The following is a 21,588-nucleotide window of genomic DNA, read 5'->3' as shown; positions in this document are numbered from 1 at the left end:
CACCAACCTTCTCCTGAGAAAACTTTCTGATAGAATGCGCGGCTTTCTTTAACAACCTTAGGTGACACATCCATGCAGCCCATGCTGAATATCGCGCTGCGCGCCGCCCGCAGCGCCAGTGAACTGATCTTCCGCTCCATCGAGCGCCTGGATACCATCAAGGTCGATGAAAAAGACGCCAAGGACTACGTGTCCGAGGTCGATCGCGCCGCCGAAAAGAAAATCGTCGACGCCCTGCGCAAGGCTTACCCGAACCACTCTATCCGCGGTGAAGAGACCGGCATGCACGCCGGTACCGGCATCGAAGGCGAAGAGTACCTGTGGATCATCGATCCGCTGGACGGCACCACCAACTTCCTGCGCGGCATCCCCCACTTCGCTGTCAGCATCGCCTGCAAATACCGTGGCCGCCTGGAACACGCCGTCGTGCTGGACCCGGTTCGCCAGGAAGAATTCACCGCCAGCCGTGGCCGTGGCGCCCAGTTGAACGGTCGTCGCCTGCGCGTCAGCGGCCGCACCAGCCTGGACGGCGCCCTGCTGGGTACCGGCTTCCCGTTCCGTGACGACCAGATGGACAACCTGGACAACTACCTGGGCATGTTCCGTGCCCTGGTCGGCCAGACCGCCGGCATCCGCCGCGCCGGTGCCGCCAGCCTGGACCTCGCTTATGTCGCGGCCGGTCGTTTCGATGCGTTCTGGGAGTCGGGCCTGTCAGAGTGGGACATGGCAGCAGGCGCTCTGCTGATCCAGGAAGCGGGTGGCTTGGTGAGCGACTTCACTGGCGGCCATGACTTCCTTGAAAAAGGCCACATCGTTGCTGGCAACACCAAATGCTTCAAGGCTGTGCTGACGGCGATCCAGCCACACCTGCCGGCCTCGCTGAAGCGCTAAGCCGCTTGGCTCAAGAGAAGCACCCTTCGGGGTGCTTTTTTTTGCCTGTTCAAACCACTCAGTTCAGATGTGAACACTCCGTTGCGAGGGAGCTTGCTCCCGCTCGGCCGGGCTGGCGCTCCAGTGCGCAGCGACCGCAAGATCTTGGGCCTGCTGCGCAGCCCAGCGGGAGCAAGCTCCCTCGCCACAGGTTTATCTGGAATATGAATGCAGCTTTCGCGAGCAGGCTCGCTCCCACAGGGATTCGGGGTGGCGCGTGAACTGTGGGCATGAAAAAAGCACTCCGAAGGGTGCTTTTTCATAGCGGTTGGATCACTGGGCCGGTTCGTTCTGGCCCAGGATCAGTTGGCCTTCCTTGCTAACCGGGATCTGGTTGCCCGGGTCGCGGTCCATGCGGACTTTTCCTTCCTTGCCGTCGAGCATGTAGCGGACGTCGTAGCCGACCACCTTGTCGCTGATGTCATTGACCGTGTTGCAGCGAGTTTGGGTGGTAGTGTACGTGTCGCGTTCTTGCATGCCTTCCTGGATCTTGTTACCGGCATAACCACCGCCGGCCGCACCCGCCACCGTGGCGATTTTCTTGCCGGTGCCGCCGCCGATCTGGTTGCCTAACAGGCCACCGGCCACAGCACCGAGCACGGTGCCAGCGATCTGGTGTTGGTCCTGGACGGGCTTCTGCCGAGTCACGGTGACGTCCTTGCACACTTCACGCGGAGTCTTGATCTGGGTCTTGACCGGTTCCACGGCCAGTACTTGCGCGTACTCAGGGCCACTTTTTACCAAGCTGTAGGTGGCGACCGCACCACCGGCTGTTACACCGACAGCACCCAATACCGCACCAACCAGCATCGATTTGTTCACTTGAACCTCCTGACCATCACAAGCGGAATAATCCGCGCTTCTCCCAGCCTTGGAGCATAAAAAAAGGCGCGAGTTCAACTCGCGCCTTCTCAGCGGTGACGGACGGAAAACCGAGCCTTACGGGCGGTCGTCCACCTCGGTCTCCGTAGCGGCCGGAGGAATCAGATCCTCGGTGCTCAGGTTCAGCCAGATCAACACCACGTTGGCGATGTAGATCGAGGAGTAGGTACCCGCCATCACACCGATGAACAACGCGATGGAGAAACCGAACAGGTTGTCGCCACCAAAGAACAGCAGCGCGGCAATCGCCAACAAGGTGGAGATCGACGTCGCCATGGTCCGCAACAGGGTCTGGGTGGTCGAGATATTGATGTTCTCGACCAAGGACGCCTTGCGCAGTACACGGAAGTTCTCACGCACCCGGTCGAACACCACGATGGTGTCGTTGAGCGAGTAACCGATGATCGCCAGCACTGCCGCCAGCACCGTCAAGTCGAAGGTGATCTGGAAGAACGACAGGATGCCCACGGTCACGATCACGTCGTGGATCAGCGAGACAATGGCGCCTACCGCGAACTTCCACTGGAAGCGGAAAGCCAGGTAGAGCATCACGCCGCCCAACGCCAACAGCATGCCGAGGCCGCCCTGGTCGCGCAGTTCTTCACCCACTTGCGGGCCGACGAACTCGACGCGCTTGACCACCGCCGGGTTGTCGCCACCGGCCTTCTGCAAGGCATCCGCTACGCGCTGGCCCAGTTGCGGGTCTTCACCCGGCATGCGCACCAGCAAATCAGTGGTGGCGCCAAAGCTCTGCACCACGGCGTCGCTGTAGCCCGAGGTCGCCAGCTGCTCACGCACCTTGGTGACATCGGCCGGACGTTCGTAGGTCAGCTCGATGAGCGTACCGCCGGTGAAGTCCAAGCCGTAGTTCAGGCCCTTGGTGGCCCAGCTGAACAACGCCAGGGCCGTAAGGAACAATGTGACGCCGAACGCAATGTTGCGGACGCCCATGAAGTTGATTGTACGTAACATGTCAGCCCCTTAAATCCACAACTTCTTGACGTCACGGCCACCATAAATCAGGTTGACCATTGCACGGGTCACCAGAATGGCTGTGAACATCGAGGTAAAGATCCCGAGGGACATGGTCACTGCGAAGCCTTTGACCGGGCCGGTGCCCATGGCAAAGAGAATCCCGCCGACCAGCAACGTGGTCAGGTTGGAGTCGATAATCGCAGTGAATGCGCGGCCGAAGCCTTCGTTGATTGCCCGCTGGATCGACATGCCCGCGGCGATCTCTTCACGTATCCGCGAGAAGATCAGCACGTTGGCGTCCACCGCCATGCCCATGGTCAAGACGATACCGGCGATACCCGGCAGGGTCAGCGTGGCGCCCAGCAAGGACATCAGGGCCAGCAGCAGCACCATGTTCACCGCCAGCGCAACCGTGGCGATCAAGCCGAAGAAGCGGTAGATGGCGATGATGAACAGCGACACGAACAGCATGCCCCACAGGGATGCATCGACACCCTTGGTGATGTTGTCGGCACCCAGGCTCGGGCCGATGGTGCGTTCTTCAGCGAAGTACATCGGCGCGGCCAGGCCACCGGCACGCAGCAGCAGGGCCAGTTCCGAGGACTCGCCCTGGCCGTTCAGGCCGGTGATGCGGAATTGGCTGCCCAGCGGCGACTGGATGGTCGCCAGGCTGATGATTTTCTTCTCTTCCTTGAAGGTCTGGACCGGTACGTCTTTTTCGACGCCGTTGACCACTTGCTTGGTGTAGGTGGTGGTCGGCTTCTGCTCGATGAAGATCACCGCCATGCTGCGACCGACGTTGCTGCGCGTGGCGCGGCTCATCAGTTCGCCGCCGTGGCCGTCGAGGCGAATGTTCACCTGAGGACGACCTTGCTCGTCGAAGCCCGCCTGGGCATCGGTCACCTGGTCACCGGTGATGATCAGGCCACGCTCGATTTGCGCCGCCGGACGGCCGCCCTCACGGAACTCGAAGCTCTCGGAAGTGGCCTTGGACGCACCCGGCTCAGCGGCCAGGCGGAATTCCAGGTTGGCGGTCTTGCCGAGGATACGCTTGGCTTCGGCCGTGTCCTGCACGCCCGGCAGCTCGACCACGATGCGGTTGGCGCCCTGGCGCTGCACGATCGGCTCAGCCACACCCAGCTCGTTGACGCGGTTACGGACCGTGGTCAAGTTCTGCTTGATGGAGTATTCGCGGATTTCCGCCAGCTTGGCCGGGGTCATCGCCAGACGCAGCACCGGTTGGCCATTGAGGTCGGCCGGCACAATGTCGAAATCGTTGAAATTCTTGCGGACCAGCGCACGGGCCTGTTCGCGGGTATCTTCATCACTGAAGCCCAGCTGAATGGCACCTTCGAACTGCGGCAGGCTGCGATAGCGCACGCGCTCTTTGCGCAACAGGCTCTTGACGTCGCCTTCGTAGACTTTCAGGCGTGCGTCGAGGGCTTTTTCCATGTCCACTTCCAGCAGGAAGTGCACACCACCGGACAAGTCCAGGCCCAGCTTCATTGGGTGGGCGCCGAGATTGCGCAGCCATTGTGGGGTGGTCTGGGCCAGGTTCAGGGCTACAACGTAATCGTCGCCCAACGCCTTGCGCACCACGTCCTTGGCCGGCAACTGGTCTTCAGACTTGACCAGGCGCAACAGGCCGCCCTTGCCGTTTTCGGCGATGGACGCAGCCTTGACCTCGATATTGGACGCCTTGAGCGCAGCGCTCGCGCGGTCCAGATCGGCCTGGGTGACCTGCAGCGCAGTGCTTGCGCCACTGACCTGAATGGCCGGGTCATCCGGGTAAAGATTGGGAGCGGAATAAATCAGACCGACCGCCAGCACCGCCAGGATCAGTAGGTATTTCCACAGAGGGTATTTGTTCAGCATCACGCCGCCCGCTTATGACGCGGGGCGCCTTGCGCGCCCCGTCGATTGAAGAGAAGTTGTTACTTAGATCGCTTTCAGCGTGCCTTTTGGCAGCGTGGCCGCGATGGCGCCCTTCTGGAACTTCATTTCAACCGTGTCGGACACTTCCAGTACCACGAAGTCATCGGCCACTTTGGTGATCTTGCCGGCGATGCCGCCGGTGGTGACCACTTCATCACCTTTTTGCAGGCTGCTGAGCAGGTTCTTCTGCTCTTTGGCGCGCTTGGCCTGTGGACGCCAGATCATCAGATAGAAGATGACCAGGAAGCCGACCAGGAAAATCCACTCGAAACCGCCACCCATTGGCGCAGCTGCAGGTGCAGCGGCATCGGCCATGGCGTTAGAGATAAAAAAGCTCATTTAGCACTCCAGTTGCAAGTATTGAATCTAGGGATCGGAAAACTCAGTCCAAAGGCGGAACAGGCAACCCGCGCTTGGCATAGAAGGCCTCGACAAAGGCGGCCAATGTACCCTGTTGGATAGCCTCGCGCAAACCAGCCATAAGCACCTGATAATGGCGCAAATTGTGGATGGTATTGAGCATGCTGCCGAGCATTTCGCCGCACTTGTCCAAATGATGCAGATAAGCGCGGGAGAAGTTCTGGCAGGTGTAGCAATCGCACGTCGGATCCAGCGGCGAATCATCATGGCGATGGAACGCGTTACGGATCTTCAGCACACCGGTGTCGATGAACAGATGCCCATTGCGGGCATTACGGGTTGGCATCACGCAATCGAACATGTCCACCCCGCGGCGCACACCCTCAACCAGATCTTCCGGTTTGCCAACGCCCATAAGGTAACGAGGTTTGTCAGCGGGCATTTCCCCCGGCAGGTAATCGAGCACCTTGATCATCTCGTGCTTCGGTTCACCCACCGACAGACCGCCAATCGCCAGGCCGTCGAAGCCGATCTTGTCCAGGCCTTCCAGCGAGCGCATGCGCAGGTCGCGGTGCATGCCGCCCTGGACGATGCCGAACAGCGCCGCGGTGTTTTCGCCGTGTGCATTCTTCGAACGCTGGGCCCAGCGCAACGACAGCTCCATGGACACCCGCGCCACGTCTTCATCGGCCGGGTACGGCGTGCATTCGTCGAAGATCATCACGATGTCCGAGCCCAGGTCGCGCTGCACCTGCATCGACTCTTCCGGCCCCATGAACACCTTGGAACCGTCCACCGGAGAAGCGAAGGTCACGCCCTCCTCCTTGATCTTGCGCATCGCGCCCAAGCTGAACACCTGGAAACCGCCAGAGTCGGTCAGAATCGGGCCTTTCCATTGCATGAAATCGTGCAGGTCGCCGTGGGCCTTGATCACTTCCATGCCCGGGCGCAGCCACAGGTGGAAGGTGTTGCCAAGAATGATCTCCGCGCCAATTGCCTCGATATCACGCGGCAGCATGCCCTTGACCGTGCCGTAGGTGCCCACCGGCATGAATGCCGGGGTCTCCACGGTACCGCGGGGGAAGGTCAGGCGTCCGCGACGAGCCTTGCCATCGGTGGCAAGCAACTCGAAGGACATGCGACAGGTGCGACTCATACGGTTTCCTCGGGCCCGCGTGGCGCGGGGTTACGGGTGATGAACATCGCATCACCGTAGCTGAAAAAGCGGTACCCATGCTCGACGGCGGCCTTGTAGGCAGCCATGGCTTCGGGGTAACCGGCGAAGGCCGAAACCAGCATCAACAGCGTGGATTCGGGCAAATGAAAGTTGGTGACCAGGGCATCGACCACATGAAACGGCCGGCCCGGGTAGATGAAGATATCGGTGTCGCCACTGAACGGTTTGAGCACGCCATCGCGCGCAGCGCTCTCCAGAGACCGCACGCTGGTGGTCCCCACCGCCACCACCCGCCCACCGCGCGCGCGACAGGCCGCCACGGCATCGACGACTTCCTGGCTCACTTCCAGCCATTCGTTGTGCATGTGATGGTCTTCGATGCGCTCCACCCGCACCGGTTGGAACGTGCCAGCGCCGACGTGCAGCGTCACGAACGCCGTCTCCACGCCCTTGGCGGCGATCGCCTCCAGCAACGGCTGATCAAAATGCAGCCCCGCCGTCGGCGCCGCCACCGCCCCCAGGCGCTCGGCGTATACGGTCTGATAGCGCTCGCGGTCCGAACCTTCGTCCGGGCGGTCTATATAAGGAGGCAACGGCATGTGCCCGACACGGTCGAGCAGCGGCAACACCTCTTCGGCAAATTCCAGCTCGAACAACGCATCGTGCCGCGCCACCATCCGCGCCTCACCGCCGCCGTCGATCAAAATCGACGAGCCCGGCTTGGGCGACTTGCTCGACCGCACATGGGCCAGCACGCGATGACTGTCCAGCACCCGCTCCACCAGAATCTCCAGCTTGCCACCGGAGGCCTTCTGGCCAAACAACCGCGCCGGAATCACCCGGGTATTGTTGAACACCATCAAATCGCCCGGACGCAAATGCTCGAGCAAATCAGTGAATTGACGGTGAGCCATGGCACCGCTGACCCCGTCAAGGGTCAACAGTCGACTGGCGCGCCGCTCGGCCAGCGGGTGGCGAGCGATCAGCGAATCCGGGAGTTCGAAAGTAAAGTCAGCAACACGCATGATGGGGTTCGTCTAGCAGGGCCGGAAAGTCTAGCGGAAATATTAAAAATTCACCATGAAACGTGATTGACCAACGGTAGGCACCTCTCTATACTTCGCCGCCATTGAGCCCTGATGGCGGAATTGGTAGACGCGGCGGATTCAAAATCCGTTTTCGAAAGGAGTGGGAGTTCGAGTCTCCCTCGGGGCACCATCTTAAAGAAAGACCTTGAAATTCAAGGTCTTTTTTTTCGTCTGCAAGAAAGTGGTTTGGCCCATGATCGATGCGAAATCTCACCCAGGGCGCCCGCTGTTGTGGCGAGGGGATTTATCCCCGCTGGGCTGCAAAGCAGCCCCAAATACCAGCCCAGTGGCGAGAAAGAACCCTGCAATAAGGAAGACAGGAAACAGGGAAAAACCCGTGGCGAGGGAGCTTGCTCCCGCTTGAGCGCAAAGCGCTCACAAAATAGTCACTCCCCCACACCGATACTCCGACTAGCACTCGCCAAGCCATGAACCTTCACCCCCACCCCTCCTCACCCAGTCACAAAGGATTTCACCCCATGGAATTGCTGCTGGAAACGGTCGCTCTTTACTCCCTCAAGCTGGCTTATGAGACGGAAGGCCACAGCCCGATCCTGCGGGATGATCCGTTGATGGGGGATTGTGATCGGGAGGTTTTTGGGTTGTTGGTGCGGCGGGGCGATGTGGCCGGGATTCAGGGCGAAATCAGTCGATGCCTGGATTTGGCGTTGGGGGCGATTGGTGGGGTGGATACAGTGCTGGGCCGAGAGCTGCACCGTTTGGCTACGGATTTCAGCTCAGCGCAAAAGATAGACGACCTTCACGGTCCGCTCATCGCGCTTAACGCTTATGTGAAAGATATTGTATAAACCCCAGCGCTCGTTCCCACGCTCCGCGTGGTAACGCATCCGGCGGATGGTGAGCAACCTGGCAATGCTCTTCTGAATCTCCGCTGCGATTGTGAGCGCGCTCGCTCGTGGGGCTTGCGGGCTCTGTGAGCCAGGACTGTCAGACCTTTTAAAAGAAGCGTTTTCCGGCTCATCCCTCCATCCGATCAAACGCCTGGGCCAGATCCGCACACAGATCCGGCGCATGCTCGAGCCCAATGTGTAAACGAACCAGCCGCCCCTCGTCAGGGAGCGTCTTGATCGAGCGCAGTTCGTGTGAAATGGCGGGCATGACCAAACTTTCATACCCGCCCCAACTGGTGCCTAGGCCAAACAATTTCAACGCGTTGATGAAGCGTTCAAATGCGGCTTCATTGCAAGGTTGCAGTTCGAAGGTAAAGGGCCCGGCGCCACCGGAAAACTGTCTTTTCCAGAGGGTGTGCCCGGATCGGAGGCCAATACTGGAAACATCACGCGTTTGACCTTCGAATGTGCACTTAACCATTTAGCCACTTCGATTGCACTGGCTTGATGCCGGGGCATGCGCACGGCGAGTGTTCTCAATCCGCGCAGGGTGAGCCAGCACGCATCCGGGGAGGCATGCGAGCCGTGGCGGTCACACCATTTGCGCGTCGTGTCCAACGTTGAGTAAGCGCCGGTCACCAGGCCGAGAATGACGTCTGAGTGGCCGTTGATGAACTTGGTAGCCGCATGAATCGAAATATCGATCCCCAGCGCATGGGCGTTGAAGTACATCGGTGAGCCCCACGTTGAGTCGCAGGCAACCGGTATGCCCCGTTCACGGGCCGCCGCGCACACTTGCGTGATGTCCAGCATCTGCATCGTCAACGATGAAGGCACTTCGATGAAGACTAGGCTCGTATTGTCGTCGATCAGTTGGCCGACTTCGGCGCTGTCGTTGAAGAAGCTGATTTTGGTGCCAAGTGCTGTCAGCGATTGCTCGCAAAATACTCGGGTCGGACCATACACGCCGTTGTAGACCAGGATATGTTTTCCCGGTCCCGCATGTGCGCCTAACACTGCGGCGATAGCGCTCAAACCGCTGGAGGTGGCGATGCAGGTTTCGGCATTTTCAAGACGTGCCATGGCCTCTTGTAACTCAAACGTGGTGACCGTGCCCGAGCGCCCATAACGTGACGATTCGAAAACCCTGCCCTGGTACGAATGCCGATATTCCTCCAGGGTTTCAAACACTACTGTTCATGAACCGCTGCGGCGCTGGTGCGGCCCAGGTGAACAAGAGCAGAGTCACGGTGCATGATGGCCTCGATTCGAGTGGTCAGAGTCCTATAGTATGTTTGGCATGTCAGACTCCATCAGCCAAAAAATATCGCTGACGCGCCATCCGAGCCCGCCGAGTTTCGCCTGTTAGCGAAGCGGCATGAGCGCGGCGCTGTGTTGCCTTCGCACGAGCACCAGACCGGGCAACTGGTGTTTGCGTTGCGCGGCACGATGTTGGTTGAAACACAGCAAAGTCGCTGGACGGTTCCACCGCAACGGGCGTTGTGGATACCGCCGCACCAACCCCATGCCCTTCAGATCCTGTCGGATGTTGAGATGCGAACGGTGTATTTCCACCCGGCATTGTTCACCGAAGTCGCCGGCTTCGCGCGTTGCAACGAAGTGCACGCGGTCGTGGCATCCAGCCTGATCAGGGAACTGGTACTGGGCTTGTTCGAACAGCCGCGCCAGGGTGAGATGCGCGAATTGATGGTGCAGTTATTACTGCATGCATTGGGTGAAGCGGCCTGCCTACCGACACACTTGCCGATGCCGACTGACGAGCGGCTGCGCGCGGCATTGATGGAGCTGATTTCAGGCAATCAGTGGCATTGGTCGATATCTGAAATTGCGTATCGTGCGGCCATGTCCGAACGCACCTTTACGCGGCGCTTTAGCGCGGAAGTGGGCTTGAACTATCGCACATGGCACCAACGGGCGCGCATCGTTGCCTCGCTGGATCTGCTGGCATCGAATCGGTCCGTCAAATGGGTTGCACATACTTTGCAGTTTGCGAGTGCAGCAGCCTATGTGGCGGCCTTTCGAAAAATAACAGGCAGTACGCCACGGGCCTTTCAGTCCACTCATTTAATGCAAAGCGCGCCTCAGTGATTCTTCGTTACATCATCGCCCAGATCAAAACGACTCTGGTCTTTCCACACACGCTGCAGGTCTTAAGTGTGCTTTGATGCTCCCGTCAGGCGGCAGGAAAGGTCTGCTGCGCAAGACCTTTCCTGCCGAGGCGAACGCCTCGGCTACCTCACCTCAACAATATCCAACGCCCGATTCGCCAACAGCTCACTTACCTCAATCACCTGCAAAATCCCCAACGCAACACGTCGCCGCGATCCATCCAGATCAAACGCCAAGTCACTGATCATCGCGTTCGCCGAAGCCAAATTCTCACTGAGATTCGCCAGCAAACACTCAGAATCCACATTCGGATCAATCCGTAAAATGGAGTCGGTCTTGTCCGATGTTTCGCTCTTAGGCTTGGGTTTCAGATAACAATCCAACGCTCGCGTGGCAGCGTCGTCGATTTTCTTGTTGCGGGCAGACTGAGCACGGGAGACGTGTTCATCGGTAACTGGGGGGTTCGGTGTAATTTTGACCATGGTCCTAGCTCTCTTTTGGTTGAGGCTACGACCCGTTCGCGACTAAACGATTGGGAGGCAGCTATGCGCAGGTTAGTCGACCGACGAGCTAAGAAATCGGCGCGCCCGGAGGCGCCCTGCGCACAGCCACCATCGAGTGCAGGGATGGGGATACCTGACTGATGGACGCTTGAGCGACTTAGCAACGACGGGCGACTAAACCCGATCACTGATGAGCAGTGACAGATCCCAAACTACCGACGCAACCCCAGGCGCACAAGTCGGCGGATTCTGGCGTAGTTGTAGGCAAAGGCGCAAGGCGATGTGGGCTGGCGGGGCTTCGTGACGGTTTCTGTCGGGCTTTACTGACAGGGCTTCATTTGGCTGGGGTGAGCGGCTGGCCGATGGATGAAGAGGGGCTGCTGCGCAGCCCAGCGGGAGCAAGCTCCCTCGCCACGGGGTTCGGCGTTTAATCAACTGAGCAGCGTAATAAATAGATCTGTCCCCTTTCGGACACTTTAGTCTTTAAGGAGAGGGATAGGCCTCGTTAAACGCCGAAGCAAAATCTTCCGCCTTTGAAAAGAGCAGCATCTCAACGTCTCCTATCTCGACCTTGAGTTTTCGGGAGACGCTCATCAGTAACCCAATATAGGTCGAGTAGACATCGGTCGTTGCGATTCGAAGCCAGCCCTGTTGCCGCGCCTGGCTCTTTAAGCGTGGCCAGCAGGCGTTAAGCTGCGTATTTCGACCCGCCAAGTGCGGAAACCACCAGCGTTGCTCATCACCGTGAAGCATCTGCAGAACATTCAGGGAAAATGAAACCCGCGCATCGAAGATGGCATGCTCGTTTGGATTCGAGAACGCCGCCACCTTCGACCATGAGGCGATTCCCTTGTGATTTATCGGCACTTGGCCCTGCGACACGATCTGAACGTAGCCCTGCATCGTCGCAGGTGCATTTCTTTTGACACCGCCCCAAACTCGCACCGCGTAGTCCGCAAGTGCCATCCGTTGCTCGGGGGATGACCCCCATTGCAGGGAGGCATGCCGCTTCAGTGCGCACGTTTTTTCGTACCAGTTCGAGCCACCAATCTCCCATTCAAACGAATGCTGGACGAGCGCGATATCAAACTTCCAAGTGTAGATATGGGGAAGTCCTGGCAGGTGCTGTGTGGCGTAAGAAAGCAGCGTATTTTCGAGAGACTGCATAAAGGGAAACCAAGTATTGAACGAGGCCGCCATGTTAATTGACTCCGTTTCGTGCAGCTAACTCTCCGTGCCTGTCTGACCAGCAACCGCAGCCAAAACCAAGCCCTCAGCTAAATAATGGCACTAAGACATCAATCTCAGTATCCTGCCTTCACTTCAATCTGATCGATCAAGGACGAATCACAATGAAAGTTCCCGAGCTGTTTGACCTTGAGGCGCATGGCGCAGGCTGGTACACCTGGGCGGAAATCAGCAATTGCTTCTGGCCCGGGGTCGGCAAAAAATCCGCCGGCGTGGACCCCGTTCTCGCGCAGATGGTTGCTGCGAAGGGTGTCTACTGCATTGCCTGGAGAGCCACCGAGGAGGCATCGCCTGACAACCCAGCCGTCCAGTACATCGGGCAAACAAGTAGTTTCAAGTTTCGCATGGGCCAATTTGCCTGGTCCGCAGGGCTTTGGGGAGCCCGGGCTCGTGGCCATTCGGCTGGCTGGCGCTGGCATGAACAAAAAGAAGACCAATTGTCCATCGCGTTCTTTCCGCTGCGTAATTCAAACATCCCCAAACACATGTTGAATGGCTATCTGCATTGGTATGAGGCACTGGCCCTTGAAGCCCATCATCAGCGATGCAGCGCGTTGCCGTTCGTGAACGTTCCCCAGAATGGCATTGTTGTACTGGACTAATGAAACGTCGCGCGCAGCGACTCCCCTTAGCTTGATCGCTGCGCGCATCCTTACCTCCAAGAAAATCTTCCCCATCCATCCCCTCCCGCAAAGCCCCCATCCCCTCCAGCAAACACCCCACCGCCCCCCCTCCTCGATAATCCCCCGCTTCACCCACCCCAAGCGCTACAACCGAGCACCGCGTCCCTCCCATGAACCTACACACCTTCATTCGCAGCTATTGCCTGAACTCCAGGCTCGCCACGAATGCGCTCACCCGCCTGCACAAATCGCTCTCTTCCCTGGTCCGCTACTTGGCCCTGCAAGGCTTCGATTCCAATACATGGCCCGCCACCCGCGACGAAGCCGCCCTGGACCGTCACCTCAACACCCTGTGCCCAGAGCTGGCCACCACCGTGTTCTGCCATGCCCGCGAAGGCATCATCCTCGTTGATCCCTTCGGCCGGGTCATCGCCGTGAACGAGGCCTTTACGCGGCTTACCGGTTACGGTCAGGAAGAGATTCAGGGCCATGAGCTGAACTCCCATCGCATGGTCCGTCGCCTCACCGCGTTTTACGCGCCGATGAAGAATGCGCTGGATTTCCACGGGCATTGGTCCGGTGAGATTCAGACCAACCATAAAGATGGCCGGGAGATGACGTCGCGGATCAGCATCAGTGCGGTGCATGACCGTCACGGCAATGTTCAGCACTACGTGGCGCTGTTCAGCGACATGACGCAGATGAAGCAGCGCTTGCAGCTGCTGGAACGGGATGCGCGGTATGACGCGCTCACGCAGTTGCCCAATCGGTTGTTGTTGGCCGAGCGGATGCGTCAGGCGTTGGGCAAGGCGCGGGTTCATCAGCAGAAGGTGGCGATTGCGTTTATCGACCTGGATGGGTTCAAGGCGCTGAACGACAGTTATGGGCATGACTGGGGGGATCGGGTGCTGCAGATTGTCGCGGCGCGGATCAATGCGACGTTGCGCGAGGGCGATACGTTGGCGCGCCTTGGGGGGGATGAGTTTGTGGCCGGGTTGGTGGGGCTGCAGGAAGTGGAGGATTGCGAGCCGATGCTCAAGCGGATGCTGGCGGCGGCCAACGCGCCGATTCTGATTGGCGCGCAGACGGTGGAGATTGCCGCGAGTATCGGGGTGGCGTTTTTTCCGGAGCATGGGCTTGAGGTGGATGGGCTGATCAGCAAGGCGGACCAGGCCATGTACCTGTCGAAAAAGGCCGGCGGTAATCGCCTGGCGTTTTGTCCGACCCGCTGCCTTTCGGTCAATAACGAAACCTGACGGTGGTGCCGACGGTGCGTTCGCTGCCGGTCATGACGCCGTAGTCGCCGGCACCGAGCAGTGAGTAGACGGCGGTGATGTAGTTGCGATCGAACACGTTGCGCACCCAGCCTTCGACTTCCCAGGCGCGATCCTGGCTGCGCATGCCCAGGCGCAGGTTGGTGAGACCGTAGCTGGGTTGATAGCTGCCTTCGCCGCCTTCGAGGGTGCCGTAGTAACCGGTGCGGAAGCTGTAGTCGACGCCGCTGTAGAGTTCCAGGCCATAGGGCAGCGGGTGGGTGTGGTCGAGGCCGCTGCTCAGGTTCCATTCCGGCGCGTTGTAGAGGCGCTCGCCGCTGAGGTCGCAGGTCCATTGACCCGAGGCCGGTGGGCACGGGGCGTTGGGGAAGCTGCGGTAGCGCGCGTCGCTCCAGGCCACGCCCAGGCGCCCGGTGAGTTGGGAGGTGAGTTGCCACGCGGAATCGAGTTCGATGCCGCGCAAGCGGACTTTGCCGACGTTGATCAGGTTGTCCCGCAGCGGCGGCGCGAACAGCGATGTCGGCGGGCTGTAGGTGAGCGCTTGGTAGTCATCGACGTCGGTCTGGTAGACGGCAAGATTGAGCAATGCGCGCTGATCCCAGAACCGCGTCTTCATGCCCACTTCCAGGGACGTGGCGCGTTCCGGCTCGAAGGTGGGCTCGGTGAACGGCCCGATCACGTCGAAGTTGATGCCGCCGGCCTTGTAGCCCCGCGACCAACTGACGTAGCCCATCACGGCATCGCTGAAGCGATAGCTGGCGCTGAGCAGGCCGGAGACGTTGTTTTCTTTGATGGAGTCTTCACGGTAATAAGTACCGCCGAGGGCGATGTCCCGCAGCAATTGCCCGCCCACCTGGAACACCGGGGGTAAGCCGTTCAGCGGGGCAAGGTTGCTGACGTCGCGGGAGATCCAGCCGTCCTTGCGCTCCTTGCTGTAGCGCAGGCCGCCGGTGAGTTCCAACGGGTCGATCGGACGCCAGGAAAGTTGACCGAACACCGCCCGGCTGTCGCCCTTCTGCTCGCCGTCATAACGCTGCCGAGCGCCATCGAGCAGCACGGAAGGCACCTGACTCGGATCGGTAAACGTGATGCCGAAGATTTTTTGCAGTGCCTCCAGTTGATCGCCAACGAACCAGGGCGCGGCGTCCGGGCCGAATTCGGCGTCGATCTGGCGGTCGAGCTGTTGGCGCAGGTAATAGAGCCCGGCGACATAATCGACGGACGAGCCGGCCGTGCCGGACAGCCGCCATTCCTGGCTGAACTGCCGATGGCCCAACTCGGTTTCGGATTGGGCCACCGCCAGCGCGGTGCTGTCACCGTCGCGGCCGGCGCGGTAGTCCCAGTCGCGGTAGGCGGTGATGCTGGTGAAGCGCATCGCCTCGTCCAAGTCCCAATTCAATTCCAGTGACACGCCGTTCTGCAGAGTTCGCGGGCGACCCGGCGCGTCGATGCGGTTCTCCCGTTGGTAAGGGTCGGGCTCCGCCAGCGGATAGCCAAGGAATTTGGCGCGCTTGCGGGTTTGCTCGCTGTAGTGATTGACCAACAGGACATTGCCGGCTTCGTTCTGCTCGGCGTAGTCGGCGATCAGGCGGGCGCTGAAGTCGCTGTTCGGTGTCCACAGCAATTGGCCGCGCAGGCCTTGGCTGTCGGCGTCGCCGAGGCGACTGCCGTCGTGCAGGTTTTCCACGGCGCCCTCGCTGGAGCCGTCGAAGACATTGAGCCGCCCGGCGAGAACGCCGTCTTGCAGCGGCCCGGAGACGGTGCCGCGATATTCCCGCAGACCGCGCTCGCCGTAACTGGCTTCGAGGTTGGCTTCGGGCTGGAAAGTCGGCTGGCGCGTGACGATGTTCAGCGCGCCCGCGGTGGTGTTCTTGCCGAACAAGGTGCCTTGCGGCCCGCGCAACACTTCGATGCGTTCGATGTCCATCAACTCGGTGAAGGCCATGCCCTGGCGTGCCTGGTAAACGCCATCGACGTAGGTGCCGACGCTGCCTTCCAGACCATCGTTGTAGGCGGTCGCGCCGAACCCGCGCAGGCCGAAACCGGCATAACGGGCATCGTGGCCGGACACCACCAGGCCCGGCACCCGTTGTTGAATGTCTTGCAGGCGATGCAGGCCGGCTTCGTCCAGCTGATCGCCGTAGAGGACGTTGATCGGGATCGGCACGTCTTGCGGGTCTTCCTCGCGGCGTCGAGCGGTGACGGTGGTCTGGTCAAGGACGAGGCCGCCGGAGGTGTCTTGCGCTGCCTTGGCCGACAGCCAAGGCAATACCGTAAGGCTGCCGAGCAAGAGCAGCCGATAACCCATACCCGGCATGCTAGAACTCCCGGGCCATTGCTCGATGCACCGTGTCCGGGCAAACCAGGGTCTTGATCCGCGCCAGCAATTGGCGGCTGTCGGTGGGCTTGAGCAGCACAGCGTCGAAGGCCAGGTCCCCGGGGTAACCCGGCGGCCTGTGTGGCGGGACCGCTGAATAAAGCATCACGGGCAGATCGTGCTCACGGGCGCGAACGTGTCGCAGCAGTTCCCAACCGTCCATCCCAGGCATCATCTGATCGCTGATCAGCAGGTCGACTGGCTGTTCCGCCAGGCAAGCCAAGGCATCTTCGCCGCTCGCCGCCATGCTCACATCGAAACCGTAACCGGCCAGCAGGTCATAGAGCCATTCGCTGTTTTGTTCGATGTCGTCCACCAGCAACACGTGTTTGCCCTGGCCGTCGAGCGGCGTGATGTTGTTATCGACGATGCCGTTTTCCAGGTCATCTTCTTGGGCGCATTTGAGTTGCAGGCGGAACCTGAAGTGGCTGCCCTGCCCCGTGGCCTGGGGTTCGAGACGGCTGCCCATGCGTTCCAGCAATTGGGTGACGATGGACAGCCCCAGCCCGCTGCCTTCGTAGCGTTGGGCGTTGCGGCCACGGCGGAACGGTTGCAGCAGTTGTTCGAATTCTTGCGGGTCGATGCCGATGCCGGTGTCGATCACGCTGAAGCGCAGCTCCACGGTGTCAGCGGTTGCTCCTGGACAACAGCCCACTTCGAAACGGATCTGGCCGTTGCGGGTGAATTTCGCCGCGTTCGCCAGAAGGTTCATCAACACCTGCCGAAGCCGCTTGAAGTCGGCCTCCACCAGGGGCGGCAGGTCCTGGGCCATTATCGCGTTGAAGCTGTTGCCCTGGCGCGCGGCGAGAAAGCCCGCCTCGTCGGCGATTTCCTGGAGAAAGCCGTACAGATAGCCCGGCGCGAGGGTCAGTTGCATCTGCTCCAGCTCGCCCTGGGAGAACTCGAGCATCTCGTCGATCAGCTCCAGTTGTTGACGGGCGTTGCGCTCGATCGTCGCCGGGTAGTCGCGATTCGGCCCGCCGTGTAGCAGGCGCGCATAGTCGATGATGCGCACCAGTGGCGAGCGCAGGTCGTGGCTGATCCGCGCCATCAATGCACTGCGAGCCGCGAGGGAGTCGCGCAGCTGCGAGGTGCGCAGGGCCACGGTGCTTTCCAGGCGCTCGTGCTCTGCCTGGCGTTGCTGTTCGAGGGTCGACAGCGCGTGCTTTTCCCGGTTGCGGCTGCGGGCCACTTCCATGATCAAGGTGCACACCAGCAACACCACGCCCGCCAAGGTGGAAGACAGGCTGTACTTGCTTTCCGGCGACTGCCAGGGCAATTGTTCCTGGGGGAAGAAAATCCGCATCAGCAGTTGCCCCACCAAGAGCCCGGGCACCAGCCATGCCATCCAGCTATAGCTCAGCCGCCTGCGCCACGCCATGAATAACGTAGCGAACAACACGCCGTAGAAACTCATCAGGAAGACCTGAACGATCTGCGCGCCCTGGACCGCATCGATCTTCAACCACCAAAGTCGGCCGAAGACACAACCTAGCAGCGGCACCCAATAGCTCCAGCCGATGATCCTGGGCAGCTGGGACACCTGCAACAGTACGCGGAAGTACGCCAGGAACAGTACGAACGAGAGCGCGCTGGCGCAGGTCAGCAGCTCGCGCATCCAGCCCAGCGCCGACGGCCAGTAGATCAGGTAACCGTTGAGGATGCAGGTCAGCAGGATGTAGCTCAGTACCGCACCCGCGTTCACCATCAGCAGCCGAGAGCGCAGGATCCAGCCGACGATAAAGCCGAACGGCACGACCAGCAGGACAATGCCGAGGGAGAGCCCGTCGCTCAGGTACGTCTGTTGCTGACTGCGCAGCAGCGCCGGTTCGGACCACAGTTCCGGCTCCAGCAGCATCTGGAAGTTGCTCGCCACCCGGACGAACACCGTGGTGCTCTGCCCCGCCGCCAACGACACCGGGAACGCCGGCTGACGCGCCGCCGGCTGAGGCCATTCGGCCAGGGGATAGGCGCCGCCGCCGTGTGCCTCGTACCCCGGTTGGTAGACGCGGATGTCTTCCAGGCGCGGCGCCCCGACCACCAGCAAGCGCGAACACGCCGCATCGCTCGAATTGGTCAGCCGTAATTTCAACCAGAAGGCGGAGCGGCTGTAGCCCTGCGTCGGCCAGCTTGGGGTGGCGGCTTTGAACTGCGTGTCTGGCAGCCGAGCGACTTCTGCCAGGCTCAGGCGTGCCTGGGTGTCTTCGAGAATCCGCACGACGGACATCAGGTTCAGAGAGTCGGCGCGGCAGATATCCACAGGTGCCGCACGCAGCAGGCCTGTGGATAACAATGTAACGGTCAGCAAAAGAAACTGAAGAAGCCGCATCAGGTGCGCCCGGCCGACTCGGTTTCAACGATGTCCAGGGTTTGCTGGCGAAACTGGCTGGGCGTCATGCCGATTCGCTGGCGGAAGGCCGTGGTGAAGTTGCAGGCGCTGCGAAAGCCCACCAGTTCGGCGACATCCTGCACGCTCATGGCGCTTTCGCACAGTAGATCCTGGCCGCGCCGCAATCGCGCGTCGCGAATATAGGCGAACACGGTCAGCCCGAGATGCTCGCGAAAAATGGCGGAGAGGCGTTTCTCATGGGTGCCGACTTTTTGCGCGAGCATGCCCAGGGACGGCATGTCGTCCAACTGGTTTTCTATCAGTCGCATGGCCGCGCGCAGCACGATTTCATCACCCTGCGGCTCCGGATCGGCCGGACTTTCCTGGACGGTCGGTGGTGCGCGCCAAGTCAGCTGCAGGTGGATCTTGATGCGCGCCAGCACTTCTTCGGGGGCGCAGGATTTGGGGATGTAGTCCACGGCGCCCACGGTCAGCCCTTCCAGTCGTTCCAATGAGGTATTTGCAGAAGACAGGAACAGAATCGGGATATGCCGGGTGGCCGGTGCCTCGCGCAAGAGCCTGCACAGGCTGAAGCCGTCCATTTGTGGCATGTGCACATCCAGGACGATCAGGTCCGGGCGCAGCGCAAGTGCCCGTTGATAGCCCTGATAGGCGTCGCTGGCCAGGGAAATGCGCCAGGGCTGGGCCTTCAAGAGGATGAGCGTGGCGCGGATGTCTTCGGGGATATCATCGATCAGCAGGATATGCGGCACGGGCTCGGACACCGCCGTGCCCTCCGCCGTCGCTGCCTGCCTTGCGTATCGTCCGTTGTCCATTCGCCAGGTCTCTTGTTGTGTTTAGCCAGCTCTCTGTCGCGAAACTGCCGGCGGAAGATCACCTATCGGGCCGGCAATAAATGGATATAACGGCAGGGCGGGCGAGAACTGAAGCTATCAAATTTTCAACAGACGATAAACGGTCATGCCGTTCGGGGTGGGATGTAGTTGGGGGGGCATAGACATGTGGCGAGGGGATAAATCCCCTCGCCACAAACGAGATATGGTCGACTAACTGTGCCGAACTACAGGGCCTGCTGCGCAGCCCAGCGGGAGCAAGCTCCCTCGCCACGGGTTTGTTGAGTACCTTGAATGAGCGGCGTTTGGTTAGAACTGGTACCCAATCTGGGCCAGCAGTTGTGGGTTTTCCTGACGCGTGTCGCTCTGCGCTTCACCGCCGGAGTGACGCCAGGCGACCGTTGCGTCGAACGAGAGCTGGCCGTACTGAGCGCGCAAACCCACACCGCCGCCGGAGATGCTGCGGGTGTTTTCCTCATCAGCCCACTCGTCGTGGTTGATGCGCACTTTGCCGGCGTCCCAGAACAGGTAAGGCGTCAGCTTGTCGATGGGGTAGCGAAGCTCGATCTGGGTCAGCATGCCTTCGTCGCCCGAGGCTTCGCTTTGTGGATAAGCCCGCACCCCATCGATGCCACCGAGGCTGAAATCTTCGGACGAATCGAGGTTGTCCTGGCTCCATTGGCCGAGGAACCGGGCGAACAGCGTGAAGTTGGCGGGCAGCGCTTGCAGGCGGGCAAGGTCGATGTTCACCTTGCTGAATTGACCTTCGGTCTGGGCGGTCTGACGGTCGCCCTCGCGCAGGGCGGAATCGAGTTTCAGGTCACCGTAGGTCAGCGTCGCGCCGCCGTAGGTGATGCCGCCGCCGAGCAAGGTGTCCCTTACATCGAACTGCAGGCTGATGGGCAGCGAGTCGCTGCTTTTTTCAAAGCTCAGGCCCAGTACTTCGTACTTATCTTCGAGATCCTTGTGCTGGTACTGCCCGGCCAGCATGAGGTTCGCCTGATTGCTGCGAACGAGCGGATAACTCAAGCCGACGCTGCTGACTTCGGCGGTACCGGTCGCACCCAGGTCAGCGAATTCAGCGCCCAGGTCATAGGAGCTCTTGGCGTAGCCCACGTTGCCGCGCAGGCCAGAGGTTCCCAATGGCATCGAGTAGCCGAGGCTGCCGAAATACAGCTCCTCATCGGTGGCCATCACGGCGGCGCTCAGCCGGTCGCCCAGCATCATCGGGCTGTTCCAGTCACCTTGTACCGTCAGGCGATTGCGCCCCGAATACCGGTTGCCGTGGTTGTCCAGCGTGGCCTTGCCTTCGAAGGCCTTGGTTTTGCTCACCTGGGCATCGAGGTCGCCCGTACCGAGCTCGTCACCCGGGCGGATGACCGGACGAACCGCCACGCCCGGCAGGTCGGACAGAACCAGAATGCTGCGCTCCAGGCGGTCACGCTCGATCACGTCGCCCGGCTGCAAGTCGTCCAGGAAGGGCTGCGCCTGCGCGGCCAGTTTTGCATCGTCGTTGACGGCAGTGACTTTGCCATAACGCCCTTCGATCACCGCGATGGTCAGCTCGCCGTTGGCCATGCGCTGCGCCGGCAGGTAGGCGCGTGCAAACGGGTAACCGTGCTCACGGTAGTAAAGCGTGACCTGCCGGGCGATTTCCCGCAGCTCGTCCAGATCAAGGGACTTGCCAATGGCCGGCGCGACGACGCGTTGCAGGCTGGCCTCGTCGATACGGGTATTGTCGGTGAAACGCACGGCATTGAGCTGGACCTTGGCGCCGCCGACTTTTTCCTGCGCCGGTTGCGGCGCCTCGACGTCCAGGCGAATGCTTTGCGGCAGTTCCTGTTGAGGAATCGGCAGTTCTTGCAGGATGCGCCCCGCGTCGGGGATCGGGCGTGCCGGTAGGGTCGCCGCCCAGGCCGGGGAAGTGGACAACAGCGCCAGACCAGCGGCGCAATACATCAATTTGTTATGCATTGAATATGTCTCGAATAAAGCGGGTTGCCTGAGCCCATGACCGCGTCCGGGGACGCGGGCAAGGGGCTCCTTCAAAGG

17 protein-coding genes, 1 tRNA gene and 1 pseudogene are annotated in these 21,588 nt (G+C 60.6%); 6 read left to right on the top strand and 13 right to left on the bottom strand.

Translation table 11 applies throughout. The features are described from left to right. The first annotated feature begins 72 nt into the window (after positions 1–72). The gene (gene suhB, locus M1D68_RS04925; RefSeq protein WP_457969488.1) at positions 73–891 is read left to right on the top strand and encodes a type III secretion system regulator SuhB; all 819 of its coding nucleotides are present in this window, start codon (positions 73–75) and stop codon (positions 889–891) included. A 312-nt stretch (positions 892–1,203) separates the two neighbouring features. On the opposite strand, the gene M1D68_RS04920 is transcribed toward suhB, so the two are convergent. The 6 genes from M1D68_RS04920 to queA form a co-directional block, all read right to left on the bottom strand. Further along, positions 1,204–1,752: a glycine zipper 2TM domain-containing protein gene (locus M1D68_RS04920; RefSeq protein WP_014336691.1), complete on the bottom strand. Its 549-nt coding sequence runs from the start codon at positions 1,750–1,752 to the stop codon at positions 1,204–1,206. 117 nt (positions 1,753–1,869) lie between these two features. Beyond that, positions 1,870–2,784, bottom strand: coding sequence for a protein translocase subunit SecF (gene secF, locus M1D68_RS04915; RefSeq protein ID WP_420764145.1), 915 nt, complete (start codon positions 2,782–2,784; stop codon positions 1,870–1,872). A gap of 9 nt (positions 2,785–2,793) precedes the next feature. Further along, complete coding sequence (gene secD, locus M1D68_RS04910; protein ID WP_420764144.1) at positions 2,794–4,662, bottom strand: protein translocase subunit SecD; 1,869 nt, start codon at positions 4,660–4,662, stop codon at positions 2,794–2,796. A gap of 63 nt (positions 4,663–4,725) precedes the next feature. Further along, positions 4,726–5,061 carry a preprotein translocase subunit YajC gene (gene yajC, locus M1D68_RS04905; protein WP_007956696.1) on the bottom strand — a complete coding sequence of 112 codons (336 nt, stop codon included), beginning with the start codon at positions 5,059–5,061 and terminating at the stop codon, positions 4,726–4,728. A gap of 43 nt (positions 5,062–5,104) precedes the next feature. Further along, positions 5,105–6,220, bottom strand: a complete 1,116-nt coding sequence (tgt, locus tag M1D68_RS04900) for a tRNA guanosine(34) transglycosylase Tgt (RefSeq protein ID WP_161951757.1) — start codon at positions 6,218–6,220, stop codon at positions 5,105–5,107. 14 nt (positions 6,221–6,234) lie between these two features. Further along, positions 6,235–7,284 (bottom strand): tRNA preQ1(34) S-adenosylmethionine ribosyltransferase-isomerase QueA, encoded by a 1,050-nt coding sequence (gene queA, locus M1D68_RS04895; protein ID WP_018607457.1) that lies wholly within the window; start codon positions 7,282–7,284, stop codon positions 6,235–6,237. Between the two features lie 108 nt (positions 7,285–7,392). Between queA and M1D68_RS04890 the strand changes: the two genes are divergently transcribed. Both M1D68_RS04890 and M1D68_RS04885 read left to right on the top strand, forming a co-directional pair. After that, positions 7,393–7,477, top strand: a tRNA-Leu gene (locus M1D68_RS04890). 349 nt (positions 7,478–7,826) lie between these two features. Further along, positions 7,827–8,156 (top strand): hypothetical protein, encoded by a 330-nt coding sequence (locus M1D68_RS04885; protein ID WP_434562425.1) that lies wholly within the window; start codon positions 7,827–7,829, stop codon positions 8,154–8,156. 169 nt (positions 8,157–8,325) lie between these two features. Here the strand turns inward: M1D68_RS04885 and M1D68_RS04880 are convergent. Then, positions 8,326–9,389, bottom strand: a pseudogene (locus M1D68_RS04880) (trans-sulfuration enzyme family protein). A 201-nt stretch (positions 9,390–9,590) separates the two neighbouring features. Here M1D68_RS04880 and M1D68_RS04875 point away from each other — a divergent pair. After that, entirely contained in the window at positions 9,591–10,307 is a 717-nt protein-coding gene (locus tag M1D68_RS04875) for a helix-turn-helix domain-containing protein (RefSeq protein ID WP_457969485.1), read from the top strand. A gap of 143 nt (positions 10,308–10,450) precedes the next feature. Here the strand turns inward: M1D68_RS04875 and M1D68_RS04870 are convergent, their stop codons facing one another. After that, positions 10,451–10,810: a DUF6124 family protein gene (locus tag M1D68_RS04870; RefSeq protein WP_434562417.1), complete on the bottom strand. Its 360-nt coding sequence runs from the start codon at positions 10,808–10,810 to the stop codon at positions 10,451–10,453. Between the two features lie 504 nt (positions 10,811–11,314). Next, positions 11,315–12,031 carry a hypothetical protein gene (locus tag M1D68_RS04865; RefSeq protein WP_434562415.1) on the bottom strand — a complete coding sequence of 239 codons (717 nt, stop codon included), beginning with the start codon at positions 12,029–12,031 and terminating at the stop codon, positions 11,315–11,317. A gap of 152 nt (positions 12,032–12,183) precedes the next feature. Here M1D68_RS04865 and M1D68_RS04860 point away from each other — a divergent pair, with 152 nt between their 5' ends. Next, positions 12,184–12,681, top strand: a complete 498-nt coding sequence (locus M1D68_RS04860) for a hypothetical protein (protein WP_457969483.1) — start codon at positions 12,184–12,186, stop codon at positions 12,679–12,681. 191 nt (positions 12,682–12,872) lie between these two features. Further along, on the top strand, positions 12,873–13,958 hold the full coding sequence (locus M1D68_RS04855) for a diguanylate cyclase domain-containing protein (protein ID WP_434562411.1): 1,086 nt from the start codon (positions 12,873–12,875) through the stop codon (positions 13,956–13,958). On the opposite strand, the gene M1D68_RS04850 is transcribed toward M1D68_RS04855, so the two are convergent. From M1D68_RS04850 to M1D68_RS04835, 4 genes are all read right to left on the bottom strand, one after another. Further along, entirely contained in the window at positions 13,942–16,293 is a 2,352-nt protein-coding gene (locus tag M1D68_RS04850) for a TonB-dependent receptor (protein WP_457969482.1), read from the bottom strand. The two genes, M1D68_RS04855 and M1D68_RS04850, sit on opposite strands and share 17 nt — an antisense overlap. Position 16,294: 1 nt before the next feature. Next, positions 16,295–18,682, bottom strand: a complete 2,388-nt coding sequence (locus tag M1D68_RS04845; protein ID WP_457969480.1) for a 7TM-DISM domain-containing protein — start codon at positions 18,680–18,682, stop codon at positions 16,295–16,297. Beyond that, a complete protein-coding gene (locus M1D68_RS04840; RefSeq protein ID WP_457969478.1) occupies positions 18,682–19,518 on the bottom strand; it encodes a response regulator transcription factor in 837 nt (278 codons plus the stop codon). The genes M1D68_RS04845 and M1D68_RS04840 overlap by 1 nt, the downstream gene beginning before the upstream one ends. 327 nt (positions 19,519–19,845) lie before the next feature. Next, a complete protein-coding gene (locus M1D68_RS04835; protein WP_457969476.1) occupies positions 19,846–21,510 on the bottom strand; it encodes a ShlB/FhaC/HecB family hemolysin secretion/activation protein in 1,665 nt (554 codons plus the stop codon). Positions 21,511–21,588: the final 78 nt, after the last annotated feature.

It is taken from the genome of Pseudomonas sp. R4-84 (assembly GCF_054130985.1).
Note: the sequence above shows the minus strand (reverse complement) of the source record. Positions and strands in the feature narration are given on the sequence as shown.